9 protein-coding genes are annotated in these 13,050 nt (G+C 70.7%); all 9 read left to right on the top strand.

The features are described from left to right. Nucleotides 1-144 precede the first annotated feature (144 nt). The 9 genes from ACZ6KY_RS29080 (at nucleotide 145) to ACZ6KY_RS29120 (ending at nucleotide 12,778) form a co-directional block, all read left to right on the top strand. Nucleotides 145-1,668 carry a cellulose binding domain-containing protein gene (locus ACZ6KY_RS29080; protein ID WP_469313233.1) on the top strand — a complete coding sequence of 508 codons (1,524 nt, stop codon included), beginning with the start codon at nucleotides 145-147 and terminating at the stop codon, nucleotides 1,666-1,668. Between the two features lie 251 nt (nucleotides 1,669-1,919). Continuing rightward, nucleotides 1,920-5,054: a CHAT domain-containing protein gene (locus ACZ6KY_RS29085; RefSeq protein ID WP_469313234.1), complete on the top strand. Its 3,135-nt coding sequence runs from the start codon at nucleotides 1,920-1,922 to the stop codon at nucleotides 5,052-5,054. A gap of 8 nt (nucleotides 5,055-5,062) precedes the next feature. Next, nucleotides 5,063-5,719: a DUF6338 family protein gene (locus ACZ6KY_RS29090; RefSeq protein ID WP_469313235.1), complete on the top strand. Its 657-nt coding sequence runs from the start codon at nucleotides 5,063-5,065 to the stop codon at nucleotides 5,717-5,719. Next, nucleotides 5,720-5,950, top strand: a complete 231-nt coding sequence (locus tag ACZ6KY_RS29095) for a hypothetical protein (protein ID WP_469313236.1) — start codon at nucleotides 5,720-5,722, stop codon at nucleotides 5,948-5,950. Further along, nucleotides 5,947-7,860 (top strand): AAA family ATPase, encoded by a 1,914-nt coding sequence (locus tag ACZ6KY_RS29100; protein ID WP_469313237.1) that lies wholly within the window; start codon nucleotides 5,947-5,949, stop codon nucleotides 7,858-7,860. Before ACZ6KY_RS29095 ends, ACZ6KY_RS29100 begins: the two co-directional genes overlap by 4 nt. After that, nucleotides 7,857-10,142, top strand: a complete 2,286-nt coding sequence (locus ACZ6KY_RS29105) for a serine/threonine-protein kinase (protein ID WP_469313238.1) — start codon at nucleotides 7,857-7,859, stop codon at nucleotides 10,140-10,142. Before ACZ6KY_RS29100 ends, ACZ6KY_RS29105 begins: the two co-directional genes overlap by 4 nt. Further along, nucleotides 10,139-11,443 (top strand): hypothetical protein, encoded by a 1,305-nt coding sequence (locus ACZ6KY_RS29110; protein WP_469313239.1) that lies wholly within the window; start codon nucleotides 10,139-10,141, stop codon nucleotides 11,441-11,443. Before ACZ6KY_RS29105 ends, ACZ6KY_RS29110 begins: the two co-directional genes overlap by 4 nt. A gap of 1 nt (nucleotide 11,444) precedes the next feature. Continuing rightward, nucleotides 11,445-12,101: a 4Fe-4S single cluster domain-containing protein gene (locus ACZ6KY_RS29115; protein WP_469313240.1), complete on the top strand. Its 657-nt coding sequence runs from the start codon at nucleotides 11,445-11,447 to the stop codon at nucleotides 12,099-12,101. Then, the gene (locus ACZ6KY_RS29120; protein ID WP_469313241.1) at nucleotides 12,089-12,778 is read left to right on the top strand and encodes an FHA domain-containing protein; all 690 of its coding nucleotides are present in this window, start codon (nucleotides 12,089-12,091) and stop codon (nucleotides 12,776-12,778) included. The genes ACZ6KY_RS29115 and ACZ6KY_RS29120 overlap by 13 nt, the downstream gene beginning before the upstream one ends. Nucleotides 12,779-13,050 lie beyond the last annotated feature (272 nt).

Here is a 13,050-nt window from a genome sequence, read left to right on the forward strand (position 1 = left end):
ATGTGACTACGTCGCTTGTCAGTTGTGTCGAACCCGTGAAAGGCTCTGGCCCGTTGTCGAGACGGTCCCCAACTCCAGCCGAATCAGGGCGAGTTGGGCGTTGTGCGACGTCGCACATGGAAGCAATCGATGCAGGAGCCCCCCATGTCAGACCTGCCGACCCCTCAGGATGCCGCCGAGGCCGCGCTGTTCTCGGAATGCTGGGACGCGGTCCTGTCGTACGCCGATCTGTGCACGTCCGGTTCCGCCGCGGCCACCCAACTGGCCACCGAGGCGTTCACCCATGGCATCCATGAGGCGCGCTCGGTCATGGCCCGCACGAAGAACACGGGCCGCAGAACCCCCCGGCTGCCCCGGATTCCCTTGCTGCTGAACTCGGTTCGGACCACCGCCGCCGCCTGGGAGGCGCACGGCCAGGGCCACCGGCTCGACCCCGACCTCAGGCTGTGGCTCAACTCCGAGAAGGCCGACCGCTACACCGGACCTCCGCTGCACCGCCCCATCGCGCTGCGGGGGTTGAGGGATCTCCAGGAACCCGACGCGGCTCTGCTGTGGCTGGTCGAGGTGGAGGCGCTCCCGCTGCCCGCGGTGGCCCGGCGGCTCGGTCTCGACCCGGTGGCGGCCGCCGAGGAACTCGGCCAGGTGCGGACGCTGTTCAGGGACCGCTGTCACCGCAACCACCTCGACACACCGATGGACACGAACTGCCGCAGCTACGCCAGGCTTCTCGACGCGGTCACCCGCTCGCCGGGCGCCGACACGCCCGATGACCTCTCGCAGCACCTCTCCCGCTGCGTGGAGTGCGCGGAGGCCGCCGCCTGTCTGCGGCTGCACGGCGGCGGACTGCCCGCGGCGCTCGCGGGCGGGGTGATCGGCTGGGGCGGCCTCGCCTATCTGGAGCGCAGGCGCCGCGCCGCCGAGGCGGGGACGGCGGGCGGGCGTACGGACACGGCCGTGGACACCGGTTTCGCCGAGATCAAGGAGGCCGCGCCCCGGATCGGCCGCACCGGGCTGCTCGTCGCCGCCGTCATCGTCTCCGGCCTCGCGCTCACGGTCTCCCTGATGCCGTTCGGCCCCGGAAGCGACGCCGGCACCTCCGCGCGCGGCGACTCGGCCGACCGTCAGCCGGTGGCCGACCCGGGTGTGCCGTCCCCGCAGGCGACCGCCCGCGCCGCGGGCTCGCTCGTCTCGCCCGAACCCGCGGACCCCAGCGCCGACGCGGGCTCGAACACCGACCCCGAACCCCAGGGCAAGTCCTCCTCCTCGGCCCGCACCCCCAGCGGGACCCCGGGCTCCAAGGACTCCACGAAACCCACGAATCCCCCGGACCCGGACTCCACCAAGAGCCCCGCCTCCTGCGAGGTGAAGTACCACGTCGTCGACCAGTGGACGGACGGTTTCCAGGCCACCGTCACGGTCACGTCCACCGTGGCCCTCGACTCCTGGCAGATCGCCTGGACCTTCGCCGACGGCCAGCGGGTCACGCAGATGTGGGACGGCACGGTCGCCCAGAACGGCTCCCACGTGACCGCGACCGCCGCCGACTACAACAAGTCGGTCGCCGCGGGCGGTTCCTTCGCCGTCGGTTTCAACGGCACCTGGCACGACGGAAACGCGGCCCCGAACGCCTTCACCGTCAACGGCGGACGCTGCACGACCGCGGGCTGACCCGTCGGCCCCGGAGATTCCCGTCCCCTCCAGGCCCGCTTGACGGCTGATCTCGGCTGCTGAGTTACCGACACGTCGATCGGCTGGGGTCAAATTCGATCAGAAACAGCCGTTCGGTTCTGGGATCTTGAATTCATTAGTAGCTTTGATTCCCGGATGGCCGAGTCTCGGTCGTGCGCAATTCGGGGGGTTGTCGCATGCGTGATTTCAGGGAGGCCCTTCCGCGCGACGATTTCGTACCGTGTCATCAAGTGGACCAAGCGGTCGCCGCGGATGTACGCACCTTGCGGCTCGCAGGCAACGACCTTCAATCCCGTTGTATTGCACTCGGGAACCTCGCGATATCCCTGTATTCACGTCACCGCTGTCAGGGCGGCCGACGTGATCTGGACGCCGCGATCGACCACCTCTGCACCGTGCTGCGGCTCCTGCCGGTCGGTCATCCTGAGTGCAGCACCGCGCAGGGGAACCTGGCGATGATGCTGGCGGCCCGCCGAACGCGCGAAGACCTCGACGATGCGGTGGGTCTGTGGCGCAACGGCCTCGCCCGGGAGCGGTACGGAAGTCAGGAATGGGCCGCTTCCGCCGGTCAGCTGGCACAAGGGCTGTACGAGTCGTTCACCCTCGGCGGCGACGCCGAACTGCTGGACGAGGCGTTGGCCCTGCTGGAGCGGGCCGTGCGCGACCTGCCGGCAGGTGGCTTCGGTGACACCCTGCGGGCCAACCGTGCGGTGCTGCTCGCCACACGTCATCAAGTCGCGCGGCCCGACCCGGGCGGACTGGACGAGGCGATCGTCGTTCTCGACGACCTCGGGAGGCGCGCCCTGGACCCCGAACGGGCCGACTGGGCCGCCGCCCATCTGGCCCAGGCCCTGGCACTGCGTTATGCGGACCGGGGAGACCCGGCAGACCTTTCCCGTGCCTCCGCGCTCCGGAAAACGCCCGACGAGCCGCCCGGGAATTCCGTCGCACCGGGGTCGCGACTGAATGCGGCTTCGGTGATCGGGGCGGATATCCAGGCCACCATCGCGCTCTTCGAATACATGTCCGATGCGCGGCAGGCGGATGTCGACCAGGCAATTCTAGATCAGCAAAAGGCAGTCGACCGGTGCGGTGACGATGTCGTCCGGCGGAGCCCGCTCGTGGTCAATCTGGCGCTCACTCTGGCCGTTCGTCATCACGCCCGCCGGGGGGCCGATCGCGCGGACGAAAGCGCGCCTTCCGGGGCCGCCTCCGCCGATCTGACGCGCGCCCTGGACCTCTTGCGGGAGAACGACGACGAGAACGTGCCCGCGCAGTACCGGGGAGGGACGATGGCGCTCAGCGGCATGCTGCTCCTGGAGCGCTACATGACCGACCCCGGCCGGCACGCGACGGACCTGACCGCGGCCGAACGGTTTCTGTGTGATGCCCTGGACCACCCGGGCCTGGACTATCGGTCCAAGATCGGTGTGACATCGCGGTTGGCCTACTGCCGCCTGGCGATCGCCCGGTCCACGGGCGACGCGGCGTCGCTGGAGGCGGCGGTCGACCTGGCGCGCCGCGCCGCCGACGGCATCCCTGACGAGTCCCCGCTGAGGGCTGGTGCACTGGGCTGCCTGGCGGACGTCCTACTGGCGCGTGCGGAGGCGACCCGGCTCGCCTCCCATCAGCGGGAGGCCGGTGAGCTGTGCCGGCAGGTATGTCGCGACTACGCGGACTCCGACCGTGCGGCCGTGTACCTCGCGGCACGAGTATGGTCCGAGTCGGCCTGGCGACGCGGCGCGATGGACGAGGTCGCCGAGGCGGGCAGCATCGCCGTGCCGCTGCTGCACGACATCGCGTCCCTGCAACTGGGCCGGGACGACAAGGCCGTACCCCTGCGCCAGGCCGAAGGGCTGGCGTCACGAACGGCGTTCGCGCTGGTGACGAGGGGCGAGACCGCCGCGGCCGCCACCATCCTGGAGACCGGCCGGGCGGTGATGCTTGCCGAGACCATGCAGCGTGAACACCCCGATCTTCTCAGGCTGCTGGCCAGCGAATACCAGAACCTGTCGTCCCGCTTCCGTCGGGCGGCGGAGGAGATGACGGCGCTCGAACGGCGGCTCCTCGCGGGCCCGCGGGACCTGCCGGTGGTCGACGGCATCCGGGAGACGTACCGCGTCCGGCTGCGGGCACTCGATGAGGTCGTCCGGGACATCCGCAGGCTGCCGGGCTTCGGCACGTTCCTGCGCCCGCCCGCGATGACGGACCTCTCCGGCGCGGCGGACGTCTGCCGGAGCACCCTGGTCTACCTGGCGGCCACCGACAGGGGCGGTATCGCGCTCCTGGTTCCCGCCCCCTCTCCCGGTCCGGCCGACCGGCCGGTGCGGGCCGTCGAACTGCCGGGACTGACGGACGACTTCGAGCGGCAGGCGGTGGCGGTGCTGCGCGGCGCTGTCGCACACGCCGACCTGGACGAAGCCGAGCGACGCATGGACGAACTGACCGGCAGGCTGTGGGAGTCGGTGATGGAGCCGGTGGTCAGCGCGATGGGGCCCGGAACTCCGGCCGTCCTGATACCCGACGGCCCCCTCGGCACGCTTCCGCTGCACGCCGCCGCCCGCCCCGACCCCCGGGCGTCCGTCGGACGCCGATTCGTGATCGACGACATACCGGTGGCCATGGCACCCAGCGCCCGCACCTTGAGCGTCGCGGTCGCCCGTACCTCCGGAGCATCGGTGCGCGGGCTGCTCGCGGTACGCGATCCGTCGCCGAGCGACGAACTGCCGCTGCCGGGGGCCGCGGCCGAGATCCAGCGGGTCCGCGTCGCCCTGCCGCCCCAGGTGCGGGTTCGCGAGCTCCACGGCGTGGCGGCCACCCGGCAGAATGTCCAACTGGCACTGGCGGACGTCGAGATCTGCCACTTCGCCTGCCATGCTCACGTCCACCCCGAGCGGCCGCTCGACGGAGGGCTCAGCCTCGTCGGCGGCGAAAGACTCACCGTCCGGGACATGTTCGCGATGCCGACCATCACGGCGCGGCTGGCGGTCCTGTCGGCGTGCGACAGCGGCCGCGTGGACGAGAGTCTCCCCGAGGAGGTCGTCGGACTTGCCACGGGATTCCTGCAGGCGGGCTTCGGCGCGGTGATCGCCGCTCTGTGGCCCGTCGAGGACGCGCCCGCCGCCGCGCAGATGGCGTTGACCTACCGGTACTGGCTGAGTGAGGGGAAGAGCCTGCCGGCCGCGATGGGCAGCGCCATGGCGTGGCTCCGCGACAGCACGAACGAGCAGAAGTGCGCGGCGTTCCCGGAACTCGCCTTCTTTGCTCCCGAGGACCTCGCTCCGGCGGACGACCCCGGGTGGCCGGACCGCAGAGAGCACAGCAGCCCGCTCGTCTGGGCCGCCTTCAGCTGTCTGGGGATCTGAGGAGGACCATGGATTCGTTCGAGGCGCTGCTCACCACCCTGATCGGCGTGGTGCCCGGAGCGCTGTACACGTGGGAGTTGGAGAAGCAGGCGGGCGCCTGGGGTGTGAACCTGTCGGACAGGGTCCTGCGCTTCCTGGGCATGTCGGTCCTGTTCCACCTGGCGCTCGCGCCCCTGTCCTGGTGGCTGGTTCAGCAGGACAGGCACGGGACACTGCGGGCGGGCGCGTCACCCTGGCTGCTGTGGCCGGTCGTTGCCGTCTATGCGCTTCTCCCTGCCGCGCTCGGCCACGCGGTCGGCGTCGCGGCCCGGCGCCGGCGCCCCTGGACGCGGTGGCTGATCGGCCCGGCGCCAGCGCCGCGCGCCTGGGATCAGGTGTTCTCCCACGAGGACAGCATCTGGCTGCGGATCCGGCTGAAGGATCCCAGCGGCGGGGACAACGGATGGTTCGCGGGCGCCTTCGCCCCGGCACGCCGGGGCCCGCACTCGTACGCGTCCGGGTTTCCGCACGACCAGGACATCTATCTGGCGGAGACCGTGGAGGTCGATCCGGCGTCGGGGCGTATCCGTCTGGTGGAAGGTCGGCCGAAGTTTCGCGGCGTCGGCGTGCTGATGCGGTGGGAGGAGATCGCCTACGCCGAGGTCATGTCCGTAGAGGGGGAGTAGATGAGTGACGAAGAACACGAGACGGCGGAGACAGAAGCGGCGCCCCGGCCCGAGGAGTCGCCCACAAAACGGCGGCGTACGGTGCGCCGGCGCGGGGGGTACACACGAACGGGGCAGCCGGCCGCGGACATGCCGGTGCCGCCTGCCTCGGTGACGATCTCGGATCAGCCCGCCGTCCCGGCGCCCGAGGCCCAGGACGACGCCGACGGCGACCAGGAGGCGGACGGATGAGCCTCGACTCCGATCTGCCCTTCCTGACCAAGGGCACCGGCGCGGAAGATCCCGCGGGAGCCGGGGACGCCGCAGCCGACGCATACGGCGGCCGCCATGTTCCGGCGTGGCTCCGGGAGACCAGCACTTGCTTCCTGACCAATCCCCAGCTGGTGCTGTACGGCAACATCCGCGACAACTACCTGGTCCCGCAAGGGGATTCATGGCAGCTCCCGGACGTCAGGGAGGCCCTGTGGTGGCTCATGAAGCCGCTGGGCTACCGATTCCTGCTCGTCGTCGACCCCGTCGACGGGCTGCACGTGCTTCCCGGCAACGACGAAGAGGTCCTGAAGAGCGTCGCGGCGTTGACCTCGGTCGCGCTCGGGAACGGCCGACCGCTGAGCCTCGACACGTTGCTCGGTGTGCTGCGTGCGGTGACCGGCAGCCGGGACACCAAGGCGGGCGTCATGGTGGACTACGCTTCCCGCCTGGTGCGCGATGTCCGCCAGCTCTCGCCCGAGGAGCACTACTTCTTCGCCGCCTGCGAGAAGCTGTCGCACACGGCGAAGCCGCTGCGCGGCCGCGGGGCGACACCGCGCTACAACCCGGTGCTGTGGGTGGCCAACAACGACCGGGACATCCCCGCGTGGTTCACCGCGGACTCCATGGCCGTACGACGGATCGCCGTACCGCTGCCGGACCTCGGCGACCGTAAGGTGGCGGCCGAACTGCTGTCACAGGGAGTCTCCTCACACATGCTCGGGGGAGCCACCGACGACGACATCGCCTACCGGTTCGCCGAACAGACCGAATCCCTGACCGTGCGCAGCATGATGGAGATCATCCGGCTGGCACGCACCCGTGAGGACGCCGTCGACTCGATCGAGGCCGCCGCCCGCTGCTACCGGGTGGGCATCTCCGACAACCCCTGGAGCAAGCCCTTCCTCAGGGAACGACTCACCACCGCGGCCGAGCGCATCCGTGAGCGCGTCCGAGGTCAGGACGAGGCCATCGAGCAGTCCGTCGACATCATCATCCGTTCCGTCATGGGACTGTCGGGCGCGCAGGCGGCCTCGAACGCGTCGCGACCGCGCGGGGTGCTGTTCTTCGCCGGACCCACCGGCGTCGGGAAGACCGAGCTGGCCAAGTCGCTCACCGAGCTCATCTTCGGCGACGAGCGGGCGTACATCCGATTCGACATGACGGAGTTCTCCGCGGAGCACTCGGCGGCCCGGCTGATCGGCGCGCCACCCGGATACATCGGGCACGACGCGGGCGGTGAACTCACCAACTCCGTCCGGGAACGCCCGTTCAGCCTCATCCTCTTCGACGAGATCGAGAAGGCGCATCCGCGGATCCTGGACAAGTTCCTGCAGATCCTCGACGACGGCCGCCTCACCGACAGCACGGGATCCACCGTCTACTTCTCGGAGGCCGTGCTCGTCTTCACCTCGAACCTCGGGATGTCGGTGCTCGACGAACGCGGCATGCAGGTGCACAACGTCAGCCCCGACAACACGCGCGACGAACTCGTCAGCCTGATCTCCTCGGCCGTCAGACAGCACATCGCCGAGGAACTGGACCGGCCGGAGCTGCTCAACCGGCTGGGCGACAACATCGTCGTCTTCAACTTCATCGGCCGGGCCGCCGCGCAGGAGATCTTCGACCTGCTGCTCCAGCGCATCCTCGTCCTTGTCGAGAAGGAGCGGAAGGTGAAGCTGACCATCGCGCCCGAAGCACGGGAGACGCTGCTGAAGGTCGCGACGGCGGACATCACCTTCGGCGGTCGCGGTATCGGGTCCATTCTGGAGACGGCCCTGATCAACCCGCTGGCACGCGCACTGTTCACCCAGGGCCACGATCCGGCGCCCGAGCAGTGCATCACCGACGTCACGCACGAGGCGACGGGCTGGCGGGTGACTCTGCGATGACCCCTGAGGAGCCGAACAACCCGCTTGAGACCCGGCTGGAACGGACAGCACCGGCATCACCGCCTTCTGGAGAGGCACTTCGGACCCGGCTGGAGTCATCACATGCTTCGGACGCGCCGCCTCCGGAGGAAGTACTGACCGTTCTGCCGAAGCAACTGGCGGCCCGCTTCCGACTCCTGAGCGAGATTCCCGCCCAGGGCGCGGAGGCCAACCTGTTGCTCGTCGCCGACGAACACGGCAAGCACCTCGTCGCGAAGATCTACCGGCACGCCGGCCGCCAGGCATCACGCGAGGTATGGTCCAAGCTTCCCCAGCTGGACAACCCGTACATCGTCAAGACCCTGGAGACCGGCGCCGCCGGACAGCGGGACTACGAACTCATGGAGTACGTCCAGGGCGGCAACCTCGCCCAGTTCGTGGGCGGCTGGGCTGCCGACAGCCTCCCGGCGATGGTCACCGAGATGGTGCGACAGATCGCCGAGGCTCTCGGCGCACTGCACAGGGCCGACATCATTCACCAGGACCTCAAACCCGAGAACGTCCTGGTGCGCTCCCGGAACCCCCTCGACCTCGCGCTCTCCGACTTCGGAGTGAGCCGCGTACTCGACCAGACCCGCGCGGCCGCCTCGACGGCCGGCACTCTGCCCTACCTGGCGCCCGAGTTGCTGGTGAGCGGTGTCGGGCAGACCTCACGCGCACGGGACTGGTGGGCGCTGGGCATGATGGCCCGCGAACTCCTCCTCGGACAAAGGCCCTTCGCCGACATGATGGATCCGGCCATCGTCATGGCCGTCATGGTCCGCGGCATCGACCTCGACGGGGTGACGGATCCTCGCCTACGGATGCTGTGCGCCGGCCTGCTCACCCGGGACCCCGAGGACCGGTGGGGCGCATCCGAGGTGGCGAGTTGGCTGGCCGGCGGCAGCCCTCCGGTCAGCTATACCGCGCCCCTCGCCCTGTCACAGCGCACGAGGAACACCCTGCCCCTGGTGTTGCGTTCCGTCCGCTACACCAAACCGGAGGAGCTTGCCGTCGCCCTTGCCGAGCCGGACGTGTGGAACGCCGCCGCACGCAGCTACTTCACCGACATGGGCCCCGCCCACCAGCCGTCCGAAGGATGGCGCGCCCTGCGCAAGTGGCTCAGGCAGTTCGACGAGCCGGACGAGTACGACGTCGAAAAACTGCAGGACCTGATCGACCACCAGCTCACCGACCCGGCCCTGGGCCCCGACGCACGACTCGCACGCCTGGTGCACGTACTCGCCCCGGAGACGCCGGCCATGTGCCGCGGGCTGCGCGTCGACCGCGAGAACCTGCTCGGCGTCGCCCGGCACGCCGTTGCCGCGCAGAGCCCCGGCGACGAGCATGTCCGGTTCGTCGAAGCGCTCTGGCAGCAGAACCTGCTCACCGAGCTGGCGAGGTTCCCGGCGTCCTCGGATCTACGCCGGATCGACGAGGCCTGGCGCACGGCCCAGCTCCGCAGCGACGAGACCTTCGGCCGTCTGTGGCAGCTGCTCCCGCAGGCCACTCGGCAGGCCCTCACCGTGCCGTCCGACGCCCGGATGGTGATCGCGCCCCAGCTGTGCCTGCTCCTCGGTGGCCAGGGGGAGAGCACCAGGATGTGGCAGCAGCTCGACCAGGTGTCCGCGCGGACCGCCAACGTCCCCTGGTTCTGGCACGCCCGACAACAGGCGGGCGACGGTCCCGCGGCCGTCACCGCACTGCGACGGCTGGTCCCCGCGGCCCTCGTGGAGGCTGAGCAGACCGCACGCCGGACGGCGGCGGCCCAGGCGGCCCAGCGCGAACAACTGGCACGTTGGCAGCACATGGAGGCGGAGCGCACATCGCCCGGCGCTCTCGCGACGGCCACCAGCCGCGCCATCGGTCCGTTCGCGGGCTACGCGGCGGTCATGGTGCTGGCCGCCTTGCTCGGCAGTACCCTCGTCGGCGTGGACCTGGCGGTGTCCAGCCTGGTCATCGGGCTGATCCTGCTGTTCGTGCACATCGCGGTCGAGGTCACTCTCGCACGGCACATCGGCGGCCCGTACGCGCACGGGTACACCCTGTTCAGCCAGGCCGGCGGCGCGTTCCGCAGAGCGGGCCGACCCCGGGGCGCCGGTTTCGGCTGTCTGGCCATCCCCTTCATGTGCGCGGTCCTGGCTTATCCCGCCATCGCTTACGCGGTCCTGCTGGTGCTTCACCTGCGGTCCGTCCCGGCCAGGCGGGCGCTGTGGAGCAACCAGCACGCCGCCGCGTACGCGAGGGTGGTGACAGGGCGATGAGCGGGGGTTCCGCGATCGGACTCGTGGCGCCGCTTGCCGTCGGCGCAGTCCTGGGTTACGCCGCGGGCGCTGCCGTGTCGCTCGCCCTCACGTCGGGTCTGACCGCCGTCGGCTCCGCTCTCGAACGGCGCCAGGTGCACTGGGAGCGCGAGCGGTGCGCGGAGGCGGTGTGGGAGGAGGCGGTGGCCGAGGTGCTCACCCGCAACGCCCGGATCGAGGTGACGAAGGCCGCGCTCGGCGCGTACGGCCGGCCCGCGGCCCCACTGCCGGAGCCGCTGGTGCTGTTCAGGCAGCAGATCCAGGAACTGCGTGACTGGTGCGCCGTCGCGGATCGTGCGCTCGTAGCTGCGGAGAGTCTGCTGACGGACCAGGACGCCCTGCGGGCGGCGGCCTGGCTGACAACGGGACCGCCGGTCGGTGAACGGCCGACGCGCGCGGCACCGGGCCCGGCCACAGGGCCGGCCCGCGAGCGCCGGGAGACTGCGGGGGCGCCCGCCCCGGACCGTTTCGGGTCCGAACGGGAGGCCGCCGCACGGGCGTTGCGCCGCCTGACACCGGCCGTCTCGCACGACGAACGTCTGAGGATCACGGCCGCGGCCGCGCGCGTGGGCGCCGCCGCCTCGGAGACCGAAGCGCGCAACCGGCTCGACGACCTGCGCTCGCGCGTCGACGGCGCACGCGGCACCGCCGACCGGCGGATGGCGGACGCCCGGGCCGCAGCCGCCTTCCTGCAGGTACTCGAGCACGTCCAGGACGAGACGGCTGCTCCCCTGCGCGAGACGTTGCTGGCCGTCGTCCGCGCGCAGCGCCCGCTCGAACAGGGCGTACGCGACGAAGCCCTGCACTGGGCGGAGGCGGTACGCGACGCCGCGGAGCGGCACCACGTGCGGCAGGTGCTCCTGGAGCCGCTGGAGCAGATGGGGTACGAGATCTGTGGGGACTTTTCCACCGTCACGGTCGAGCAGGGAGCGTTCGCCGTCTCCCACACGTCCTGGCGTGAGCACGAGGTGCGCATGATCTACGACAACGCCGAGCGGGAACTGCGGGCCGTCGTGGTGCGTACCGGCGGATCACAGGGACTGAGCGGCACTCGCGCCGACCTGGAGCGCGAGGAGCAGTGGTGCGGCGCCCTGGAGGATCTGCAGGCCCGGCTGGCGGACCGGGGCGTCAGCGTCGACGTCCACTCACTCACCGTCCCCGGCTCCAGGCCGACCCCTGTGACCAGCTCGCCGGGGACCGGCGACCAGGAGGAACAGCGGCGCGCGGACAGCAGCCCGCAGGCCGAGCGGCAGGGGCACTGACATGACGCGACTCGCGATCAACAGGTTGCACTACCCCGTCACCGTGCTCGGGCACGGCGTGCGGGTCGGCGTGTGGGTCCAGGGCTGCACACTGGCCTGCCCCGGATGCATGTCCCGGGACACCTGGGAGCCACGGTCGGACACGGAGGCGGACGTCGATGCCGTGCTCACCTGGATACGCCGGCTCCCCGGCCCGCTGGACGGCGTCACCGTCTCCGGCGGTGAACCCTTCCAGCAGTCCCGCGCCCTGGCCGAACTCCTCAACGGCCTGCGGGAGTCGGCCCGTGACGACGAGTCCCCCCGAGACCTTCTGGTTTTCTCCGGCTACGCGTGGCCCCGGCTGCGGGACGGGGCCGAGTACCAGGCGGCGTTGGCGCTGTGCGACGCGGTCGTCGCCGGTCCTTACGTGGCCCGCCGCAACACCGGCAGCCCACTGCGGGGATCCGACAACCAGGAGGTCGTACCGCTCACGCCGCTGGGCCGCGAGCGGTACGACGCGGAGGCTCTCGCCGGCTACGGAGAACGCCGCCTCCAGGTGATGACCGACGGCGGCGACCTGCGCGTCATCGGCATCCCGTACCGAGCGGACCTGACCCGATGGCAGGCCGCCTCCGAGGCCGGGGGTGTGACATGGGAGGGAACCACGTGGACCGCCTGATCTGCACGGCCTGCGACGCGGAGGTGGGCGCGGACGAAGTGGTCTGCCCCGAGTGCCGGGCCGTGCTCACCACGGAGGGTGCGGTGCGCGTCGTCACCGCCGAGCTCGCCGCTGAACGCCCGGCGCGGGACCTCTCCGCCAAGACCGCTCCCGACCCACCACCGTCAGCTCCCGTTGCCACGCCCCCGTCGGCGGAATGGACGACGTGCCCGCACTGCCGGACGCCCGTCACGACGGCCGATCTGATCTGTATGGCCTGCCTGCGCGAGCTGCCCTCCGACCGTCCCGGCGCACCTCGGGACGAGGCGCTGCGCACCACCCTGGAACACGACGCGACGTTGCTCCGGCTGAGTTTCACCACCGGAGAGGTCGAAGTCCGGCCCGGACAGCAGGTGGTCCTGGGCCGCGACCCCAGCCACACGGCCACGGCCGCTCGGCTCGCGCCTTTCGACAACGTCTCCCGGATGCACGCCACAGTCGGCCTGACCTCCGATGGTGCCGCCTGGCTCCGCGACGAGAACTCCGCCAACGGCACCTGGGTCGACGAAGAACCCGTACCGGCCGGCCAGACACGACCGCTGCGCGACGGCAGTGTGATCCGGCTGGCCTCCAACGTCCCCGCACGCGTCGGAATCGTGGGCAGGAGGATCCCACCACCCCGGACGGGTCGCGTGTGACGGGGGGCGAACCGAGCCGTTTCCCGGCCCGAGGCTTCGGGCCGGGTACGGGAAGGGGGCCGGAGCGGAAAACCGGTGGCACCCGCGTGAGTGCGCCTCTATGGTGAGTGCTGCTTCACGCGGTGGCCGGTCGGCCCCGCTGTCGGCTGAGTGAGGAACGGGAGGTGTGACCGATGGCTGTCTCTGTGATGGGCGCTGCCCGCATCCGGAAGTTCATCAAGTCCACTTCCGTGGCCTCCGGCTGACCTCTTCCTCTCCCGCGCCCTTGAGCG

This window comes from Streptomyces sp. NPDC042002, from assembly GCF_055588305.1.